This window comes from Porphyrobacter sp. MBR-155, from assembly GCF_040547625.1.
GTDB lineage: Bacteria > Pseudomonadota > Alphaproteobacteria > Sphingomonadales > Sphingomonadaceae > Erythrobacter.
Window position 1 is genome coordinate 87,705 of sequence record NZ_JBEPQB010000001.1, and the last position, 20,707, is coordinate 108,411.

A 20,707-nucleotide genomic window follows, 5' to 3' on the forward strand; every position below is an offset into this window, starting at 1 on the left:
TCCCCCACGGGAGGAGGATTACCCATGCGCCCCGAATTCATTGGCAATCGCGGTGCTGATCCTGAGCGATAGTGCGTGGGCGCGGGCGATCGGGGTCAGGAAATCGCGTTCAATCGCGCCGTAACCTTCCTCGCCGCCATCGGGGTAATCGCTGGCTTCATCGAGCGTGAAGTCGTGCGGCCCCGGCACCCGCACCGGAAACGCGCGCCGCAATTGCGCCAGCGCCTCGTCCACCCGCAAGGTCAGCACCATTTCGATCACATCGCCGCGGCTGATGTCGTTCGCGCGGCTGAAGGCGGGGACAGACACCGCCTTCAGGAACATATGCTGCAGCAGCGCGAGGCGCAGCGCCTGCAACACCCCGATACGGCGGCGCACGCGTTCGCGCCCAGGGGTATCGGCGGGGTTATCGGCGGGATTATCGAGGATCAGATCGGTCAACTGATGGAGTTTGAGCGCATCAATCCTGAGGTGTGAGGCAAGGCGGCGAAACACGCTGGTGCGATCATCGGCGACCAGATATTCGGCAAGGCTGGCACACGCCCCAGCCAGATGATCCTCTGTCCCGCGATAGGTGCGGCTGGCCCAATAGGCCGAATTGAACAGCTCGCCATAGGCCGCCACGGTCTTGATACTGCCCAGTGCATTGGCGGCGTTGAGCAGCCGCAGGATCTGCCGCCCGCGCGCGCTTTCAGTCAGCAGCGTGGCGATGTCTTCGCGGTTGGCGTCCGCCGCGCTGCCGATCCCGGCGATGACATTGACGGGGTAGCCAAGCTGCTGGAGAATCGCGTTGTGCGGGATCGCGCGGATCTGGCGCAGGCTCATCTCGCGGTCGGCGTTGATATCGCTCTGACGGCGCGACACGCGGCTGCCGGTGGTATTGAGCAGCCCCAGCCCGAACGCGGTAACGGCGCGGGCATAGGTGCGGCTGGCGAGGTGATCGCTCTGATGATCCTTCACCGCACGATAGAAATCGAGGCTGATGTCGGTGCGGTGGTAAAACGGATCGGCGGGCGCGGCGAGATCGGTTTCCGCCGGACGCAGCTCGGCAATGCGGGTGAGGGTGGCGAGCGCCAGTTCGGGGGTGGCGAAGAACAGGTAGCCATCGCCGCCCTGAAAGCTGACTTCGGGTTCCAGCCGGATACCCGCCCGCGCAAACCGCCGCCGTGCCCACGGGGACAGCGGCCATTCGAGCCGGTCCTGAAACGACGCCGGATGCGCGCCGCGGCCCATGCTTTCGCCGTGGGTGTTGAACACCAGCGCGGCGACATCGCCCAGACCATTGGCGGCCATCGCTTCGGCCAGCCGCCCTTGCAGCCGCTCAATCGCGAGGCTCGCCGGGATCTGCCCGACGAAACGCCCGGCATCGGAAAAGCCGGTCTGCACCGCCACCCGGCCCCGTTGCCGGGCGTAGGCGCGATAGGCAGGCTCTGCCAGCAAGGCATCCAGAAACCGCCCGCCATGTTCAAGCGCAGCCTCGGTTTCGAACAGCGGCGAGACATCGACCTTGCTCTCCACCCCGAACAGTTTGGCAAAATACAGCGCGGCGAGCACCGTGGCGGGCTGTTCGCATTCGGCCACCAGCATCCGGATCGGGGCATCGGCGTCGATGTGTTTGAGGATTTGCGCCATCGCGATGAATTGCCGGATCGCGGTGGAGCTTTCGGTGGCAAGGGCTGCAAAATTGGTGCGCAGCGGAGCGGCTTCATCCACCATCGCGCGCAGGGTGGCGAGCGCGCCTTTGCTCGCGAGTTCGATTACTTCGCCTTCGGGCAGCCGGCGGCGGATCGCGTTGTGGAGCTGTTTGGCGTTCACGCGGAAATGAATCCAGCCCATCCCCAGCCCATCGGCGCGCATCGCGGCGGCGAGCGTCAGCAGGGCGATGGCGCGGGTCTGCGGGGCGGTATCGGCCTCGGTTTCGAGCGCGGTGATCAGCGGCGTGAGCGACAGCAGGTTGTCGGGGCTGTGGGTGGTCAGCCGGTTGGCGGCGGCGGCCAGCGCTGCTTCGCTGCTGAGATCGCCTGCGAAATCGGCGGCGCGTTCAGCGGCGAACCGCGACGCGGGGCGCAGAGTGTCGAGCAGCGGGTGCGCCGGGTCGATGGCTTCCAGCGCGGCAGTGTAGCGCGCCAGCCGTTCAGCCTTTTCGGTCAGCCGGAACCCGATCGAGGTGTGCCAGCCAATATCGGTGCGCCCGTCCATGTCGTATCCGACCCAGCTGGCAAAGCGGAACGGCAGCGGGCGCAGGTCGCGCCATTGATCGGGCCAGCTCTGGCGCGCTTCATCGAGCAAGCGGGCGACAATCGCATCGCGCGCATCCTGCGCCCGGCCCATCGCGGCCATTGCGGCGCGGTGTTCGTGGTCAAGCGTCACGGCGGCGTGTTCGGGCGCGGCGACGCAGGCGCTATCGTCGATCACTCCATCGCCAGAGGCCGCAGCGGCAACCGCCTCGGCCTGTTCCGGCGCGAGCAGGAAGGTGGGGTGTGCGGTGAACACGGCGTGGAGTTGCGGGCGTTCCCAGCACGCGCGAAAGGCGTCGAAATCCGCATCCTCACCCGCCAATGTGGCGGCGCTATCGGCGGTTGGAGCCAGCAGCTTGCGCAGCTTGGCCGCGCGGGTTTTCAGCCCATCGCATTCCAGATCAGCCACCAGCGCGGCCAGATCATCTAGGCTCACCTGCCCCGCCTCAAGCCCGCGCGACAGATCGAGCGACAATTGAAACACCGGGTTGAACAGCGGGGTTTCACGGGTGCGCTGATGCAGGTCAGCCAGCCGTGCTTCAAGATCGGCGATGGTCTTCATGGCGATTCCCCGTGCTCGGTTGCAAAGGCCGCGGCCGCGCCAAACAGGCCGGGTTGCGGGTGGACGATCAGCTTGACCGGGATGCCTGCCATCAGGCTTTCAAACCGCCCCTTGGACTTGAACCTCGCAGCAAAGCCCGATGCGAGCAGCGTGTCGCGGATGCGGTAGCCAAGCCCGCCCGCGATCACCACGCCCGCAAACCCGCCCTGCGCCAGCGCCAGATCGCCCGCGACCGACCCCAATGACAGGCAGAAGCGGTCAACCGCTGCGGCTGCCAGAGAATCCTCGCCAGTGGTGCCGAGCGTCCAGATCTCAATCGCATCGCGTTCAGGCACGGTGCGGTGTTCCATGGCGGCGAGCGCCTGATAAATATCGACGATGCCGGGGCCAGCCACCACCCGCTCCACCGAAACGCGGTTGTGGCGGCTGCGCAGACGGGCGAGGATCGCGTCCTCGATGGTGTCGAGCGGGGCAAAGTCGATATGTCCGCCCTCGGTCGCCTGCACGCGGTAATTGGCGCCGGATCGCCACAGATGCGCGACCCCAAGCCCGGTGCCGGGGCCGATCACGCTGATCGTGCCATCGCGGCCCAGCGGCGCATCGGGGCCAGCCAGATGCAGGAATTGGTCGTCATCCGCGCGCGCTACGGCGTGGGCGACGGCGGCGAAATCATTGACCAGCGTGAAGCGTTCCACGCCGAGCTTGTCAGCGATCAGCGCGGGACGGATGATCCACGGATTGTTGGTAAAACGGATCACCGGATTGAGATTGCCGGGGCTGCCCACCGGCCCGGCAATCGCCATGCTGACCGCAGGTGGCAGGGTGCCGCCCTTGCGGTTGCGGAAGGCTTCCCACGCGGTTTGAAAGCTGGCGTGATCGGCGGTGTGGAGCGTTTCGGGCGCATCAAGGCTGATCGCCCCATTCGCGCCAATCGACGCGATGGCGAAGCGCGCATGGGTGCCGCCGATATCGACTACCACCAGATCGCGCATCATCTTTTCTCCCGCCGGTTGTGTAAGCAAGTCGGTGTTAGCAGGCGGCGCGCACAAATCCCACGCGCCGCATACTTATTCAGATTACACATTGGCTACTTGCGAATGATTATTAACTCGGCCATGGGGAATGCCAACCCTCGGTTTCACGCAAAGGACGACCCGTTCGATGAAAAGCACGCTCAAAATCTGGACTCAGTTGGGCCTTGGCACCGCGTTGGCGGGCGGCGTGCTGTCGGCGTGCAGCGACGAGGCGGGCGGCGAAGGCTCAGGTGGCGAAGGTGCGGGCACGCAAGCGGTCGCCCCCGGTGATAGCGCCGCTACAATCGGCGGCGGCACTGCAGGCGGTGAGGGTGAGGGCGGCGTGGCGGTGGCTGATGCGGGCCACGATCCGATCACCTATGGCATTGCGCTGGCCGTGACCGAGGCCCACGTTGTCGCCGCGCGCGATGCCTATGCGGCGGGTGAGAAACAGGCAGCCGCCGAAATGTTCGCCCATCCCGCGGCTGAAGTGCTGGTGGAAATGGACCCGGTGTTCGCGCAGTTGGGGGTTGCCGATTTCAAGCAATTGCTCACCGATGCCTCGATCGCCGCCTATGACGGCAAAAGCGCCGCAGAGGTGAACAAACGCTATGATGCGATCATCGCCGCGCTGCGCGGTGCGGCGACCAAAGCGCCCGATAATGGCGCATCCGAAGCCGCGGTGACCGCAGGCGTGATCGCCGACCAGATCGAACGCGCCAGCGCGATGTATCGCATCAGCGCCAGCGATGACCGCTTCGAACCGTATTTGGATGGCTATGGCTTTGCCAAGGTTGCCGAAACCGCATTTGCGGCATCGGGCGCGGCGATCAAGGCTGACAACCCGGCGCTCCACGCCCGCATCACCGAGGCGCTGGCTGTGCTGACACAGGCCTACCCCACGGCCACCCGTCCGGATGCGCTTGCCTTGAACCCCGGCGCGTTGTCGGCGGCGTCATCCAAGGTGTTGCTCGCGCTGGGCAGTTGAACGTTGCGGCGCAGGCGCTCGGGAATCAGTGATCAGATCGCCGAACTGAACTTGCGCTGCGTGATCGCGCGGTAACTATCGAACAGCGATGCGATCACCCGGGCATAGGGCAATCCGTCAGGCGCAATGCGCAAGCTGTTATCACTCAGCGTCGCCAGCCCGGCAGCGATAAACGGCGCAAGCTTATCCTGCACCTCGGCCAGCAGGCACGGCGACAGCGCCGCCTCGCCCCGGCACAGCAGCGCCTCGATCACGCCGCCGCGCAGCCGGTCTTGCGCCGCGCGCGCGATCCCGTGGTTGGCCGATAGCCGCCCTTCGCCGGACAGCGTGCGATAGCGGCCATTATGCTTGTCGTTCTGGGCAAGCAGGCCGGGAAAGCCGCTGATCGCCGATGAGCCCATCCCGATCAAAACCTCGGCCTGATCATCGGTGAAGCCCTGAAAATTGCGCCGCAGCATGCCATCCCGCGCCGCGCGCGCCAGCGGATCATGCGGCAGGGCGAAGTGATCGAAACCGATAGCGTCATAGCCGTTGCCGGTCAGGAAGGCGTGAGCCGCGCTCGCCATGGCAAAGCGCGCCTCGGCCCCCGGCAGCGTATCTTCGGGGATGACTTTCTGGCGCGGAACGAGATGGGGGACGTGGGCATAGCCGAACACCGCCACCCGGTCGGCCCCCAGTTTGCGCGTGTATTCGAGGCTTTCGGTCAGATCAGCAATGGTCTGATGCGGCAGGCCGTACATCAGATCGAAATTGAGCGAGGTCACGCCGCCGCTGCGCAGCCAATCGACACTGCGGCAGATCATCGCGGTGGGTTGTTCGCGCCCGATCACCTTCTGGCAATGCGGGGCGAAGGTCTGCACCCCCATGCTCGCGCGGGTGATGCCGACTTCGCTGATCACGTGGCTCCATTGCGCGTTCAGGCTGCGCGGATCGAGTTCGATTGACCATTCGGGAGCGAATAGCGGGAAATGGGCGTGAATCGCGTCAACCAGCGCCAGTAGTTCGCCCGGTTCAATCGCGTTGGGGCTGCCGCCGCCAAAGGCAATGCGCCGCACCCGCGCGGCTTCGGGAAGCAGGCTGGCGACCGTGGCGATTTCCTGATGCAGCGCGGCAAGATAGCTCTCCACCCGCGCACGCTTGCCCGCCGCCCCGGTGTTGCAGCCGCAATAATAGCAGATCTGTTCGCAAAACGGGATGTGGAGATAGAGCGAGATGTCACCATCCGCCCCCGCAATCGCACGCTCGATCGCGCCTTCGGGAAGCGCGCCGAAATCCGCCGCAGTGGGATAGCTGGTGTAACGCGGCACCGGCGTAGCGAGCAGTTCGGGATGATATTGCCACATGAGTGCGCTTAAAGCGGCTGCGCTGGCCCACGTCTTTGCGTGAGATCAAATTGTGCGTTTGGCCTTTTCGCGGCTGGTGCCCGCGTGGCATCCGCTGGGGTGGCATTGGCGGTTATCCATCGGCGCTTCGCCGTCACCCAGCGGGATGGTGAGGGTGCCGCCATTGCACAAGGGGACGGTCATCGCTTGGCTGTCCACTGGCAAGGGGCCGATCAGCACCGGCACCAGCGCGGTGATGGCATAGGGCAGGGCGGCGGCGCTCATAATTCGTCCTCTTCATCAATCAGGATCCGGCTGGCGGCCCCGTCCATGTCTTCATACTGCCCATCGCGCAGCGACCACAAGAAGGCGGCGAGGCCGAGTAACCCCATGCCGATGGCAATCGGGATCAGGAACGCAAGGCCGGTCATTTCGTCGATCTCGCCAGCCGTAGCGAATTGGCGACCACCACCAGCGAGCTGACCGACATGGCGATAGCCGCGATCAGCGGGGTGACGAGGCCGAACAAAGCCAGCGGCACTGCCAGCACGTTATAAATAATCGAAAAGCCGAAGTTCTGGCGCACGATCCGCATCGTCGCCTTGGCGACCCGCACCGCGAGCGCGACCGGCATCAGTTTCTCGCCAATAAACACCGCATCGGCGGCCTGCTGGCTGGCATCGGACGCGGTGCCCGGCGCGATCGAGGCGTGCGCGGCGGCCAATGCCGGGCCATCGTTCAAGCCATCGCCCACCATCAGCGGGCGGCGGCCCTGTGCCTTCAGCGCTTCCAATGCGGCGAGCTTGGCCTGCGGGCTGACTTCGGCTGTGGCAGCAAGGCCCAATTCGCGCGCCGCGGCGTCCACCGGCGCGGCGCGGTCGCCCGACAGGATGCTGGCTTCGATCCCCTCGGCCCGCAGCGCCGCAAGCGTCGCCGCAGCATCGGCGCGCAGCGGATCGGCGAATGCGATGGTCTGTGCGGTCTCCCCGATTCGCAGCCGGGCGGCGAGGGATTGCGCGGCATCGTCGGGCCGTTCGAGCGCGACCTCGACGCCGTTCCAGCGCCCCGAAAGCCCCGCACCGCTGACTTCGCGCACATCCGCGATTACCGCAGGCACCACGCCTTCGTGCAGCAAAGCAGCGGCGAGTCCCTGGCTCAGCGGATGGCGGCTCGCCTGCGCCAGCCCCAACGCGACGCTGCGCGCCTCAGCACCCAGCGCGGTAATATCCGCGCGCGGGGTGCCCAGCGTCAGCGTTCCGGTCTTGTCGAACAGCGCGATGTCGCATTCGGCGAGGCGTTCCAGCGCGCTGCCATCTTTTACCAGCAGGCCCCGGCGCAGCAACGCGCCGCTCGCCACCACCTGCGCGGCGGGCACGGCGAGGCCCATCGCGCAGGGGCAGGTGATAATCAGCACCGCAATCGCGATGGTGAGCGATTGGTGCCAACCCGCGCCCGCGATCATCCAGCCAACAAACGCCAGCGCGGCGAGGCTGTGCACCACCGGCGCATAGAGGCGGCTGGCGCGGTCGGCGATGCGGACATAGTGGCTGCGCGATTGGCCCGCCTCGTCCATCAGCCGCGCGATTTCGGCAATTGCGGTGTCATCCGCCACGGCGGTCAACCGCACCCGCAGCGGCGCGGAAAGGTTGATCGCGCCCGCGTGGACAATCGCCCCCGGCGCGACCGGTTCGGGCGCACTTTCGCCGGTCAGCATGGCGTTGTCGATGGCGCTTACCCCGTCTTCAACCGCGCCATCAGCGGCGAGCGCTTCGCCAGCCGCGACCAGCACCAGCATTCCCGGCTCAAGCTCTCCGGCAGCCACGCGGCGGGTGCTGCCATCGGGGCCGATCACGCTGGCGCTTTTCCCCATCCGGCCCAGCAAAGCGCCGATCCCGGCGCGCGTGCGGTCACGCATCACCGCATCGAGCACGCGCCCGGCGAGCAGGAAGAACAATAACATCACCGCGCTTTCAAAATAAGCGTGCCCGCCGCCGGTGATCGTTTCATAGAGGCTGAGCGCGGCCGCGAGGATCACGCCAATCGAAATCGGCACGTCCATATTGGTGCGGCGATGCGACAGCGCCATCCACGCGCTCGCGAAGAACGGGCGGCCCGAATAGGCAATCACCGGCATCGCGATCAGCGCCGACAGCCAGTGGAACAGATCGCGCGTCGGCCCATCCGCGCCCGACCAGATGCTGACCGACAGCAGCATCACATTCATCATCCCGAAGCCCGCCACGCCGAGCGCACGGATCAAACGCTTGCGCTCCTGCGTTTCCACGCCGAGCGGATTGTCCGCCACCGGCTGCGCTTCAAACCCGATCGCCAGCAGCGCGGCGGTGAGCGCGGTTTCATCGAGCGCGGGATCATGCTGGATCGCCACCCGCTTGGCCGAAAAATTGGCGCGCGCCGCGATGATGCCGTCAACCTTGGGCAGTTCCCGCTCAATCTTGCCGATGCAGCCAGCACACCGCATCCCTGGCACGGTGAAGCGGGTCGAGATCAGCGCGGGGCTATCGGCAAGGATGGGGGCAGGGGCGTTCACGGCAGCTTGCTTTCCCCTGTCCAGGTCTGGCCGCCAGCGGTCACGGTAAGGTGCAACGTCCAGCGCCCTTGCGCCAGCGCTTCGTTGGCGGTCCACGCATCTGCGCCCGCCGAGGCGAAGGTGAGGTTGGCGAGTTCGTGCTGACCCAGCGGTCGGCGTGCAATCGCGGTGATGGCCGCGCCTTCGGGCACGTCGGCGGTGGTCAGCGCGATGCGCCCGTCGGCAAGGTGGCGCGCTTCCACCTTCCAGCCGAGCGCGCGCGATTTTTCGGCCTCATCCATCCAGCCGTTGAATTTCTGGCTGGCGACATAGGAGTTTTCGACCACCAAGCCGTGAAAGCCGCTGACCGCAAAGCTCGCCATCACCAGGTTGACCGCGATCACCACGCCGAACCCGCCGATGAACACCATCGCCATGTGCTTGCCGGTGAATTTTTTGCTGTTGCTGGCCATCATTCGTTCCCCGGCATGGCAAATCTGGTTTCTGCCAGATCCTGTTCGCGCTGTTCATCAAGGCTGGTCAGGCGGAAGCTGAAACTGTCTGCCGTCGCACCCGGTGGCAGCATCACATAGGCGCGCACCACCTTGGTTTCATTGGCGGGCACGGCGATCACTTGCACCGGCGCGGCGTTTTCAAGGCTTACTGCGTCAGTCCAGATCACCGCGCCTTGCGGCAGGCCGGTCAGCGCAACTTCCATATCGCGCGGGCGAGCCTCCATATTGCGCAGCCGCAGCGTGTAGGCATTGCGCACCGATCCATCCTTCATCAGCATGAACGGCGGGTTGCGATCAGGCGAGACGGTAAGATCGGTATGCGTGCGGGCGCCCAGCGCAAATAACAGGCCTGCGCCAATCGCGCCCCAGACGCCGAAGTAGATAAAGACGCGCGGGCGCAGCAGCGCTTTCCACGCAGGCGTTGCGGGCGCGCCCGCCGCTTCGGCCTCGCATTGTTCGAGCGTGGCGTAATCGATCAGCCCGCGCGGGCGGCCGATGTCCTTCATCACCCGGTCGCAGGCGTCGATGCACAATCCGCAGGTGATGCAACCGATCTGCTGGCCTTCGCGAATGTCGACCCCGGTGGGGCACACCGCGACGCATTGCAGGCAATCGACGCAATCGCCGTAGGCTTCGGGGTTTTTGGCCGCTTTCTTCAGGCTGCCGCGCTGTTCGCCGCGCCAGTCCTTGTAAGTGACGATGAGGCTTTTTTCATCGAGCATCGCGGTCTGGATGCGCGGCCACGGGCACATATAGATGCACACCTGTTCGCGCATGAACCCGCCGAGCCAGAAGGTGGTTCCGGTCAGGATCGCCACGGTCGCATAGGCCACCGTCGCAGCTTCGCCGCGCCAGAAATCATAGGTGAGAGTGGGCGCGTCGGCGAAATACATGATCCATGCGCCGCCGGTCCAGAAGCTGATGACCAGATAGACCGCCCACTTTGAGGTGCGGCGGGTGATCTTGCCCGCCGTCCACGGTGCCTTGTCCAACCGTGCGCGGGCGTTGCGATCGCCATCGAAAAAGCGGTCAATATGCTGGAACAGATCAGTCCACACTGTCTGCGGGCAGGCATAACCGCACCACGCCCGGCCAACCGCGCTGGTGACGAGGAACAGCCCGATCCCCGCCATGATCAGCAACCCGGCGACGAAGTAAAATTCGTGCGGCCAGATTTCGATATCGAACATGTAGAACCGGCGATGCGCCAGATCGACCAGCACCGCCTGATCGGGTGCATATGGCCCGCGATCCCAACGGATCCACGGGGTGATGTAATAGACCGCCAGCGTGACCACCATCACCAGCCATTTGAACCGCCGGAACGGGCCGTCGATCCGCTTGTTATGGACGGTCTTGCCCTTTTCATAGAGCTCGATCTTCGCCGGGCCGGCAGCAGCGGGGGCGGGTTGCGGCGCGGCAGAGCCGAGCGCACCACTCCAGTCGCGAGGCTTGCCCGCTGGCGGATTGGTGCGCTCAGGCTCCTTGATGTCAGCCATCGGTTTCGGCCTTCGGCGCTTGCGCGACATCGGTTGCAGGTTCAGCCGCCGGGGCCGCCTGCTGCCCGCCGCCGCGCGAGTGCACGTAGGCTGCCAGCATCTTGATCGTCACCGGATCAAGCCGGTCTTTCCATCCCGGCATCACGCCGTGACGCGGGGCGAGGATCTGCTTGCGCACCGCCGCTTCGCTGCTGCCATAAAGCCAGATCGCGTCGTTGAGCGCCGGTGCGCCCATTTCGGGCAACCCGGCACCGGCCGCGCCGTGGCAGGCGACACAGTTTTCGGAATAGAGCACCCCGCCAGCGGCGTTCGGTTTGGCCTTGCCGCTTAATGACAGGACATGGCTGGTCAGCGCCGCCACCTGGCCTGCATCGAACATCCCTTCGAACGCGGGCATATAATTTGCCCGTGTCGCGTCAGACCCTTCCCAGCGGATACCGTGGGTAAGGGTGGTTTCGATATCGGTCAGCGTGCCGCCCCAGATCCAGTCATTATCATTGAGGTTGGGGTAGCCATATTCCTGATAGCCCGCCGCGCCCGCGCCGTGGCACTGCACGCAATTGACCTTGAACGCGGCCGCCCCCCCGGCAATCGCCTGCGCCATCAGTTCGGGCGAGGCGGGCAGGGCTTCGATATCGGTCGCGGCGATCTGGGCGATCACGCCTTGGCGCGCGGCATCGGCGGCGCTCATTTCCTTGGCGAGGTCGCCGCGGCTTGACCAGCCGAGCGTGCCCGAAGTCGCCTTGTCGATCATCGGCCACGCGGGATAGAGCACCACATAGACCAGCGACCATGCAATCGTGGCGTAGAACGTCCACAACCACCAGCGCGGCAGCGGGGTGTTGAGTTCTTCGATCCCGTCCCATTCGTGGCCGACGGTTTCGGTGCCGGTGGGTTGGTCAATCCGCTTATTGGACATCGTCTTCATCCTTGAAAATCGAATGCTTGGCTGCCTCCACATGGGCTTTTGCCCCGGGGCGGAAGTGCCACAGGCACAGCGTCAGATAGAGCGCGAAGATCACCACCAGTCCGAAGGAATCGGCGAAGTGGCGCAGGATTTCGTAAAGGCTCATCGCCCTTTCTCCTCAGCCAGTTCCTCCTGCGCGGCGGCGCTGTTCACATCGACCAGCGTGCCAAGCATCTGGAGATAGGCGACCAGCGCATCCATTTCGGTGACGCGGGTGGGATCGCCATCGAAATCGCGGATCTGCGCCTTGGGGTAACGCGCCGCCAGATCGCCCGCATCGGCATCGGGGTTGGCCTGCGCCATCAGATCAGCCCCGGCCTGCGCGATGTCGGTATCGGAATAGGGCACGCCCACGCGCCGCAACGCGGTGAGATTCGCCGCCGGATCGGGCACGTTCAGCGCCGTTTCCGCCAGGAAGCTGTAATTGGGCATGATGCTTTCCGGCACCACCGAACGCGGCGCCTTGAGATGCTGGACGTGCCATTCATCCGAATAGCGCCCGCCCACGCGCGCCAGATCCGGCCCGGTGCGTTTCGATCCCCATTGGAACGGGTGATCATACATCGATTCCGCCGCGAGGCTGTAATGGCCATAGCGTTCGACCTCGTCACGGAACGGACGGATCATCTGGCTGTGACACAGGTAGCAGCCTTCGCGGACGTAGATATCCCGCCCGGCCTGTTCCAGCGGGGTATAGGGACGCATCCCCTCCACCTTTTCGATTGTGTTATCGATCCAGAACAGCGGGGCGATTTCCACGATCCCGCCGATGGCGACCACCACAAAGGTTGCAGCGGCGAGCAGGGTGACGTTCTTTTCCAGCCGCTTGTGGCCTTCGAAGGGTTCCTTGCGCTTTGTATCAGTCATTGTTCGCGTTCCTTCCTGCCGCTTATTCAGCGGGCTGGGCTTGCGGTTCAGACAGGATCGGGCGATCGGCGGCTTCATCATGGGCGGTGTCACCCATCGGCGCTTCGTCGCGAAGCTTGCCGGCGATTGTCATCCAGATATTGTAAACCATGATGATAGCCCCGGAGAGATACATCAGCCCGCCGACAGCGCGCAGGATGTACATCGGGTGCAGCGCCGTAACCGTGTCGATGAAGCTGTTCACCAGATAACCGTCAGACCCGTATTCGCGCCACATCAGGCCCTGCGTGATCCCGGCGACCCACATGCTGGAAGCGTAAAAAACGATCCCCAGCGTCGCGAGCCAGAAGTGCCAGTTGATCATCCGCAGGCTGTATAGCCGCGGCTTGTTCCACAGGCGCGGCACCAGGAAATAGACACAGGCGAAAGTGATCATCCCGTTCCATCCCAGCGCGCCCGAATGGACGTGGCCGATGGTCCAGTCGGTATAGTGCGACAGGCTGTTGACCGCCTTGATCGACAGCATCGGGCCTTCAAACGTGCTCATCCCGTAGAACGCCAGCGCCAGCACCATCATGCGGATGATCGGATCGGTGCGCACCTTGTCCCATGCGCCGTTGAGCGTCATCAGACCGTTGATCATCCCGCCCCAGCTGGGCATCCAAAGCATGATCGAAAACACCATGCCCAACGTTTGCGCCCAATCGGGCAGGGCGGTGTAGTGGAGGTGGTGCGGCCCGGCCCAGATATAGAGGAAGATCAGCGACCAGAAGTGGATGATCGACAGGCGGTAGGAATAGACCGGCCGCCCCGCCTGTTTGGGCACGAAGTAATACATCATGGCGAGGAAGCCTGCGGTCAGGAAGAAACCCACCGCGTTGTGGCCATACCACCACTGGGTCAGCGCATCCTGCACCCCGGCAAAGGCGCTGTAGCTTTTGGTGCCAAGGAAGCTGACCGGGATCGCCAGATTATTGACCACGTGCAGCATCGCAATGGTGACGATGAAGGCGAGGTAGAACCAGTTGGCGACATAGATATGCGGTTCATGACGACGCAGCAGCGTGCCGACGAACACCGCCAGATAGGCGAGCCACACCACCGTTAGCCACAGATCGACATACCATTCGGGCTCGGCATATTCTTTCGATTGGGTGATACCGAGCAGGTATCCGGTCGCGGCCAGCACGATGAACAGCTGATACCCCCAGAACACGAACCGCGCCATGCCGGGGAACGCCAACGTGGTGCGGCAGGTGCGCTGCACGACGTAGAAACTTGTCGCGATCAGGGCATTGCCCCCGAACGCGAAAATCACCGCCGAGGTATGCAGCGGGCGCAACCGGCCGAAATTGAGGTAAGGTTCAAGGTTCAATTGCGGGAAGGCCAATTGCGTGGCGATCACCACGCCGACCAGCAGGCCCGCGATCCCCCAGAACATGGTCGCAATCACGCCCCAGCGCACCACGTCATCATCATAGCGCGATGGGCCAGGAGGCATCTTGAAGATGCTTTGCGCCTTGGCCAGCGGATCATAGCTGCGCAACGTGGCAATAATCACGATCAGGGCTGCCAGCCCCACGATCCCCATATGGATCGCAAACCCACTATCCGGGGTCAGTGCGATAGCGATAATGGCGAAAAGCAGGACAAATGCCCAGCCCCCCAGCCGCCTTACGACTGCTTCCATGTTGAATTGTCCCTTTCGTTGGCCCGCTGTAACCGGCCCCCGCATTGCGGTAGTTGATTCATATCAAAATTGCGAATTTTCGTCCGGCCTATCCCGCTTGCAGCTGCCCGCGTCCGGCCAGCCGCGTCAGCGCGGCAATATCGGTGAGCAGGATTTTTGAACGCCCCTCAGTCGTCAACAGGCCCGCCTCGCGCAGATCGGTCAATTGGCGGCTGACAGTCTCGATAGTGAGGCCAAGGCTGTCGCCGATGTCGCGGCGGCTCATTGGTAATGACATGGCGCAGGCCCCGGTGGTGCGATTGGTTAGCCTTTCGGCCATCGAAACAAGGAAATCGGCAATCCTTTGCTGCGCGGACTTGTGCCCCATCTGCATCATCCGCGTGCGGGAACGGTGCAGCGCCTGCAAACTGCGCGCCAGCACCGATCGCAGCACCGCCGGTTCAGCTTGCGCGATATCGAGGAACCGGTCGGCCGGAAAAATAACCAGATCGCAATTGGTCAATGCGACCAGCCGAAAGTCGCCCCACGGTTCACTGGCGCTTTGGCGCAATACCGAAATCAGATCACCGCCGAAATGGAATGCCAGCACCTGATTGACTGGTGATCCCGCCCCAGACGGCGCAACCAGTTTGGCGGAACCGTTGGCGATATAGACCAACCGGTCATCGCGCGGATCGGGGGCGAGCTGTTCGCCCTTGGCCAGATGCGCGAATGTGCCGATGGCACACAGCCGGTCAGCGGTGTCGGCACCGCGCGTTTCCTTCGGCAATGCAGCGCGGAATGCGGCAAGACCAGCGTCCAGATCAGAGCGCGGGGATGAAGGACTGAGGGTCGCCATGATGATGAAATATTGCCGCGAATTTCGCCACGCGTCTTTGATCCTGATCAATGATCGCAGGCATCGGCCAAGCCTATCGGGCGGCCACAGGCAGCAACCATCCTGGGCCGCGCAAGGCGGCCACTGCTGCTGGATGAAGGACACGAAAATGAAGACTATTCTGATGCTTGCCGGTGCCGCCTTGGCGCTTGCTGCCACGCCCGCCATGGCGCAGGATGACACTGACCGTGCAGGCGATATCCAGTTCAAACTGCTGGGCACCGCGGTTCTGCCCGATGGCAAGATCACTGACATCAGGGTCAACCTGCCGGGCCTGCCTGCGACCACGCAGACCCGCGCGAACGACAATGTCACGCCCACCATCGCGATCGAATATTTCATCAGCAACAACATCTCGATCGAAACGATTGCCGGGATGACCCAGCATGATGTTGATGCCACCGCCGGCCTTCCGGTCGGCGCGGAGCTGGTATCGAATGCCAAGCTGATCCCGGCGACGGTGACCGCCAAATATCACTTCGATCTGGGCGCGGTGAAACCCTATGTCGGGGCCGGGCCATCCTACTTCCTGTGGGTGGATGATGATCCGGGCGCGGCGACTTTGCCGCTGGGCGTGACCAAAAACACCTTGTCGAACGAGTTCGGCATTGCGTTGCAGGCCGGGTTCGATGTGCCGCTGAACGACACCGGGCTTGGCCTCAGCGTCGATGTGAAGCGTTACTTCATCGACACCACCGCGCGCTGGTTTGTGGGCAACACGCTGGCGATCGAAACCGAACACAAGTTGGATCCGTGGGTGATCAGCGCCGGGGTTGCCTACCGGTTCTGAACCTGCTGGTAATGACACGAAGCCCCGCTGGCATCATGTGATGCTGGCGGGGCTTTTTTGCGCCGGTCCAGGGTTGGGTTAGACCCCGGTTAGACCCCCTCTAGGTCGCGCTAGACCCCGCTTAGGGGCAGGTTTGGGCAATGTTTCACGTGAAACATCGCGCCGCAACGGCGGTGTCAGATGCGCCGGATGCCTTAAACGCCGTAAGCTCTTTGTCTGAACGCGCAGCGCGTGTAGCCTGCCGCCAACCCGCGTTCAGAACAGAGAGAATCGCCATGACCCCGATCGTCAAACGGCCAGAGCCCCACGCCCCGACCCATTGCACGCCCGAACAATACGCCGAAATGTATCGCCGCTCGATTGAGGCGCCCGACGCGTTCTGGCTGGAACAGGCGCAGCGGCTCGATTGGGTCAAGTCCCCGACGCAAGGCGGCGAGTGGGCCTATAGCCCGGTGGGTATCAGCTGGTTTGAGGACGGCAGCCTCAACCTGTGCCACAATGCGGTTGACCGGCACCTGGCGCAACACGCGAACACCACGGCACTGATTTTTGAGCCTGACGATCCAGCGAGTGCGGGCCGCAGCCTGACCTATGGCGAACTCCACGCCGAGGTGGTGCGGATGGCCAACGCGCTGAAATCGCTGGGCGTGACCAAGGGCGACCGGGTGACGATCTACATGCCGATGATCATCGAAGGCGTCACCGCGATGCTCGCCTGCGCGCGGCTGGGGGCGGTGCATTCGGTGGTGTTCGGCGGCTTCTCGCCCGAGGCGCTGGCGGGCCGGATCGAGGATTGCGCCAGCCGCTTTATCGTCACCGCCGATGAAGGCCTGCGCGGCGGCAAGCGGGTGCCGTTGAAAGCGAACGTCGATGCGGCCTTGAACCTCTCCGCCCATGCCATCCCGGTCGATGGGGTGCTGGTGGTGCGCCGCACCGGCGGGGCCATCGCGATGCAGGAAGGCCGCGATCACTGGCTTGAAGACATAGCCAGTAACGATGATTGCCCGTGCGAAGTCATGGCGGCAGAAGACCCGCTGTTCATCCTCTACACCTCAGGTTCCACCGGCAAGCCCAAAGGGGTACTCCACACCACCGGCGGATACGGCGTGTGGACGGCGAGCACGTTCCACTACGTTTTCGATTATCAGCCGGGCGAAGTGTTCTGGTGCACCGCCGATATCGGCTGGGTCACGGGGCACAGTTACGTGGTCTATGGCCCGCTGATCAATGCAGCGACCGCGGTGGTGTTTGAAGGCGTGCCCAATTACCCCGATCACGGGCGGTTCTGGGATGTGGTGGACAAGCACAAGGTGAACATCATCTACACCGCCCCCACCGCAATCCGCGCGCTGATGCGCGAAGGCGACGCCCACGTCACCAGCCGCAGCCGCGCGTCCTTGCGCCTGCTCGGCAGCGTCGGTGAGCCGATCAATCCCGAGGCGTGGCGCTGGTATTTCGACGTGGTGGGCGAAGGGCGCTGCCCGATCATCGACACCTGGTGGCAGACCGAAACCGGCGGCTGCATGATCACTACGTTGCCGGGCGCGCATGACATGAAACCGGGCAGCGCGGGCCTGCCGTTCTTTGGAATCCGCCCAGAGCTGGTCGATGGCGATGGCAAGACGCTTGACGGAGCAGCCGAGGGCAACCTGTGCATCACGCATAGCTGGCCGGGGCAGGCGCGCACCATTTACGGCGACCATGACCGCTTCGTGCAGACCTATTTCAGCACCTATGCGGGCAAATATTTCACCGGCGACGGGTGCAAGCGCGACGCGGACGGATATTACTGGATCACCGGCCGCGTCGATGATGTGATCAACGTCTCCGGCCACCGCATGGGCACCGCCGAGGTCGAAAGCGCGCTGGTGCTCCACCCCAAGGTGGCCGAGGCGGCGGTGGTCGGCTATCCCCACGATATCAAGGGGCAGGGCATCTATTGCTACGTCACCCTGAACGTGGGGGAGGAGGGATCGGACGCGCTGCTGGCCGAGTTGAAAGCCCATGTCCGCAAGGAAATCGGCCCGATTGCCACGCCCGATATCATCCACTTCACCGACGGCCTGCCCAAAACCCGATCGGGCAAGATCATGCGCCGCATCCTGCGCAAGATCGCCGAGAACGACTTCGGCGCGCTGGGCGATACTTCGACGCTGGCCGATCCGTCGCTTGTTGAGCGGCTGGTTGAGGGACGGCAGAACCGCTGAGCGCGACCTCGCTTTAGTGAGCCTGCGCCTCACCCACCCCGCGCGGGACGCGGATCGAATCGACCAGCTTGCGTACTTCGAGCGGTGGGCTTGCGGCTACCGATGACACCGCCAGCGCGATGCCAAAGTTGATCAGCATCCCGATCACCCCGATGCCTTCGGGCGAAATGCCCAGCAGCCAGTTCGCGGCATTGCTGGCTTGCGGGTTCACCAGCTTGAAATAGACGATGTAGCCGAAGGTAAACACCAGGCCTGATACCATCCCGGCAATCGCGCCTTCCTTGTTCATGCGCTTGGAAAAGATGCCCATGAAGATCGCCGGGAACAGCGTCGCTGCCGCGAGGCCAAAGGCGAACGCCACCACCTGCGCGACCCAGCCCGGCGGATAGACGCCGAGATAGCCCGCAATCACGATCGCCACCGTCGCCGCGATCCGCGCCGCGCGCAATTCGCCCTTTTCCGAAATGTCCGGGCGGAAGGTCTGTTTCAGCAGATCGTGGCTGACCGAGGCCGAGATCACCAATAGCAGGCCCGCCGCGGTGGACAGCGCCGCCGCCAGCCCGCCTGCCGCCACCAGCGCCACCACCCAACCCGGCAGATTGCCGATTTCCGGGTTGGCCAGCACCATGATGTCCTGATCGACATAAAGCTCGTTGGCGTTGCCTTCGACCGGAGCATTGCTCACCGCGCGTTCGCCCGATGCGCCGGTTTCTCCGGTGAATTCGGGCTTTCCGGCAAAGGCATCGCCCTTGCGGTATTGCATCACCCCGTCGCCGTTCTTGTCCTTGAACGCGATCAGGTCATTGCTTTCCCAATTGGTGAACCAGCCGGGGGCTTGGCTATAGGATTGCTCGTTGACGTTATCGATGAAGTTGAGCCGCGCAAAGGCGCCGACCGCTGGCGCGGTGGTGTACAGCAGGGCTATGAACACCAGCGCCCACCCGGCCGATTTGCGCGCATCAGACGCCTTGGGCACGGTGAAGAAGCGCACGATCACGTGCGGCAGGCCCGCCGTGCCGACCATCAGCGCCAGCGTGATGCAGAACACGTCGATCATGCTCTTCTGCCCATCGGTATAGGCGCCAAAGCCCAGATCGCCGAGCACCAGGTTGAGCTTTTCAAGCACATACAACCCCGACCCGTCGTTCACCGTCGAGCCCAGCCCCAGTTGCGGGATCGGGTTGCCGGTAATCATGAAGCTGAGGAAGAAGGCGGGCACCATATAGGCGAAGATCAGCACGCAGAACTGCGCCACCTGCGTATAGGTGATGCCCTTCATCCCGCCGAGCACCGAGTAGATGAACACGATCCCCATGCCGATGATCACCCCGGTGGTGATGCCCACATCAAGGAAGCGCGAAAACACGATCCCGACACCGCGCATCTGCCCGGCGATATAGGTGAAGCTGATGAAGATCAGGCAGATCACCGCAACCACGCGGGCGGCCTTGCTGTAATAGCGGGTGCCGATGAAATCGGGCACGGTGAACTGCCCGAACTTGCGCAGGTATGGTGCCAGCAACAGCGCCAGCAACACATAGCCGCCAGTCCAGCCCATCAGATAGACCGACGCATCATAGCCGACAAAGGCGATGATCCCGGCCATCGAGATGAAACTTGCCGCGCTCATCCAGTCGGCGGCGGTGGCCATGCCGTTGACCACCGGGTTTACTCCGCCGCCCGCGATGTAGAATTCCTTGGTTGATCCCGCGCGGCTCCAGATGGCGATGCCGATATAAAGCGCGAAGCTTGCCCCCACGAACAGGTAGATCAGGGTTTGCGTGTCCATTGTCTGCGCCCCCTCAATCGTCGAGATCGTACTTGCGCTCAATCCGCTTCATTGTGACGACGTAGACGAAAATCAGCCCAATAAAGACGTAGATTGAACCCTGCTGGGCGAACCAGAAACCGAGCGGGTATCCGCCCAGCATGAACTGGTCGAGAAATTCGCGAAACAGGATGCCCGCGCCGAACGAGCACGCGAACCAGATCGCCATCAGCACTATCAGCAGGCGGATATTTTCATGCCAATAGGCATCCTCGCGCAGATTGGTTTCACCGTCGGCGGTGGTTTGATTGATGTCGGGCAGGGCATCGACCCCATCGTGATGCATCGGCGCTGCGTCCGGGTCATCAGATCCCGGCACGTCGCCCTGCGGCGTCGGTTGGCTCATCTGTCATCCCCCTTTGTTGAGTGCGCCTGTGCGTGAGGGTGTGCCTGATCCCAAAGCGCCTTACCATCATCGCATTCACACAAAACGCCGCCGAAGCAGGTGCTCCGGCGGCGTTTTGCAATTTTGTGGCCTGACTACGCGCAAATCACGCAAGCCGGGACGATCAGGCTTCGCGCTGGCCCGTCAGCGGCATCGCGCCAAACGCGCCCGCATTGACCGAACCGGTCAGCTGGTCGCCGTCCACGGTCGCTTCGCAATCCAGCGTCATCGGCATCGGCACGACCATGTTCATCTTCCAGGTCAGCGTGTTGCCGGCAATCTTGCCATCAACCACATCCATCGAGCCCAGGCTGCCGACCAGCGAGCCAGTGAAGCTGTCACCATCACCCGGAACGACAGTAAAAGTGCCCGACTGATCGCCCATCGGGCTTTTCACGACGGATTTATAGGTACCTGCAACCGACATAATCTA

Annotated in this window: 19 protein-coding genes; 3 read left to right on the forward strand and 16 right to left on the reverse strand. The window is 63.7% G+C overall.

Features of this window, described 5'->3' with window-relative positions:
* Nucleotides 1-18 precede the first annotated feature (18 nt).
* Nucleotides 19-2,799 carry a phosphoenolpyruvate carboxylase gene (locus ABIE62_RS00435; RefSeq protein WP_354322609.1) on the reverse strand — a complete coding sequence of 927 codons (2,781 nt, stop codon included), beginning with the start codon at nt 2,797-2,799 and terminating at the stop codon, nt 19-21.
* Entirely contained in the window at nt 2,796-3,794 is a 999-nt protein-coding gene (gene glk, locus ABIE62_RS00440) for a glucokinase (protein WP_354322610.1), read from the reverse strand. The genes ABIE62_RS00435 and glk overlap by 4 nt, the downstream gene beginning before the upstream one ends.
* 166 nt (nt 3,795-3,960) lie before the next feature.
* Here glk and ABIE62_RS00445 point away from each other — a divergent pair, with 166 nt between their 5' ends.
* Nucleotides 3,961-4,800, forward strand: coding sequence for a hypothetical protein (locus ABIE62_RS00445; RefSeq protein WP_354322612.1), 840 nt, complete (start codon nt 3,961-3,963; stop codon nt 4,798-4,800).
* Between the two features lie 32 nt (nt 4,801-4,832).
* On the opposite strand, the gene hemN is transcribed toward ABIE62_RS00445, so the two are convergent.
* The 11 genes from hemN to ABIE62_RS00500 form a co-directional block, all read right to left on the reverse strand.
* Nucleotides 4,833-6,143 (reverse strand): oxygen-independent coproporphyrinogen III oxidase, encoded by a 1,311-nt coding sequence (gene hemN, locus ABIE62_RS00450; protein ID WP_354322614.1) that lies wholly within the window; start codon nt 6,141-6,143, stop codon nt 4,833-4,835.
* 45 nt (nt 6,144-6,188) lie between these two features.
* Nucleotides 6,189-6,407: a hypothetical protein gene (locus ABIE62_RS00455; protein WP_354322616.1), complete on the reverse strand. Its 219-nt coding sequence runs from the start codon at nt 6,405-6,407 to the stop codon at nt 6,189-6,191.
* The gene (gene ccoS / locus ABIE62_RS00460; RefSeq protein WP_354322618.1) at nt 6,404-6,553 is read right to left on the reverse strand and encodes a cbb3-type cytochrome oxidase assembly protein CcoS; all 150 of its coding nucleotides are present in this window, start codon (nt 6,551-6,553) and stop codon (nt 6,404-6,406) included. Before ccoS ends, ABIE62_RS00455 begins: the two co-directional genes overlap by 4 nt.
* Nucleotides 6,550-8,670, reverse strand: a complete 2,121-nt coding sequence (locus ABIE62_RS00465) for a heavy metal translocating P-type ATPase (protein WP_354322620.1) — start codon at nt 8,668-8,670, stop codon at nt 6,550-6,552. The genes ccoS and ABIE62_RS00465 overlap by 4 nt, the downstream gene beginning before the upstream one ends.
* A complete protein-coding gene (locus tag ABIE62_RS00470; protein WP_354322622.1) occupies nt 8,667-9,125 on the reverse strand; it encodes a FixH family protein in 459 nt (152 codons plus the stop codon). Before ABIE62_RS00470 ends, ABIE62_RS00465 begins: the two co-directional genes overlap by 4 nt.
* Nucleotides 9,122-10,663: a cytochrome c oxidase accessory protein CcoG gene (ccoG, locus tag ABIE62_RS00475; RefSeq protein WP_354322624.1), complete on the reverse strand. Its 1,542-nt coding sequence runs from the start codon at nt 10,661-10,663 to the stop codon at nt 9,122-9,124. Before ccoG ends, ABIE62_RS00470 begins: the two co-directional genes overlap by 4 nt.
* Nucleotides 10,656-11,582 carry a cytochrome-c oxidase, cbb3-type subunit III gene (ccoP, locus tag ABIE62_RS00480; RefSeq protein WP_354322626.1) on the reverse strand — a complete coding sequence of 309 codons (927 nt, stop codon included), beginning with the start codon at nt 11,580-11,582 and terminating at the stop codon, nt 10,656-10,658. Before ccoP ends, ccoG begins: the two co-directional genes overlap by 8 nt.
* Complete coding sequence (locus tag ABIE62_RS00485; protein ID WP_354322627.1) at nt 11,572-11,736, reverse strand: cbb3-type cytochrome oxidase subunit 3; 165 nt, start codon at nt 11,734-11,736, stop codon at nt 11,572-11,574. Before ABIE62_RS00485 ends, ccoP begins: the two co-directional genes overlap by 11 nt.
* Nucleotides 11,733-12,497: a cytochrome-c oxidase, cbb3-type subunit II gene (gene ccoO, locus ABIE62_RS00490; RefSeq protein WP_354322628.1), complete on the reverse strand. Its 765-nt coding sequence runs from the start codon at nt 12,495-12,497 to the stop codon at nt 11,733-11,735. Before ccoO ends, ABIE62_RS00485 begins: the two co-directional genes overlap by 4 nt.
* Before the next feature lie 22 nt (nt 12,498-12,519).
* Nucleotides 12,520-14,187 (reverse strand): cytochrome-c oxidase, cbb3-type subunit I, encoded by a 1,668-nt coding sequence (gene ccoN / locus ABIE62_RS00495; RefSeq protein WP_354322630.1) that lies wholly within the window; start codon nt 14,185-14,187, stop codon nt 12,520-12,522.
* A gap of 88 nt (nt 14,188-14,275) precedes the next feature.
* Nucleotides 14,276-15,076 carry a Crp/Fnr family transcriptional regulator gene (locus tag ABIE62_RS00500; protein ID WP_354322632.1) on the reverse strand — a complete coding sequence of 267 codons (801 nt, stop codon included), beginning with the start codon at nt 15,074-15,076 and terminating at the stop codon, nt 14,276-14,278.
* 97 nt (nt 15,077-15,173) lie between these two features.
* Between ABIE62_RS00500 and ABIE62_RS00505 the strand changes: the two genes are divergently transcribed.
* Both ABIE62_RS00505 and acs read left to right on the forward strand, forming a co-directional pair.
* Nucleotides 15,174-15,854: an OmpW/AlkL family protein gene (locus ABIE62_RS00505; protein WP_354322634.1), complete on the forward strand. Its 681-nt coding sequence runs from the start codon at nt 15,174-15,176 to the stop codon at nt 15,852-15,854.
* A gap of 275 nt (nt 15,855-16,129) precedes the next feature.
* A complete protein-coding gene (acs, locus tag ABIE62_RS00510; protein ID WP_354322635.1) occupies nt 16,130-18,061 on the forward strand; it encodes an acetate--CoA ligase in 1,932 nt (643 codons plus the stop codon).
* A gap of 13 nt (nt 18,062-18,074) precedes the next feature.
* Here acs and ABIE62_RS00515 read toward each other — a convergent pair whose 3' ends face one another.
* From ABIE62_RS00515 to ABIE62_RS00525, 3 genes are all read right to left on the reverse strand, one after another.
* Nucleotides 18,075-19,850, reverse strand: coding sequence for a sodium:solute symporter family protein (locus ABIE62_RS00515; protein WP_354322637.1), 1,776 nt, complete (start codon nt 19,848-19,850; stop codon nt 18,075-18,077).
* A gap of 13 nt (nt 19,851-19,863) precedes the next feature.
* A complete protein-coding gene (locus tag ABIE62_RS00520) occupies nt 19,864-20,235 on the reverse strand; it encodes a DUF4212 domain-containing protein (RefSeq protein ID WP_354322639.1) in 372 nt (123 codons plus the stop codon).
* A 163-nt stretch (nt 20,236-20,398) separates the two neighbouring features.
* A complete protein-coding gene (locus tag ABIE62_RS00525; protein WP_354322640.1) occupies nt 20,399-20,701 on the reverse strand; it encodes a hypothetical protein in 303 nt (100 codons plus the stop codon).
* Nucleotides 20,702-20,707 lie beyond the last annotated feature (6 nt).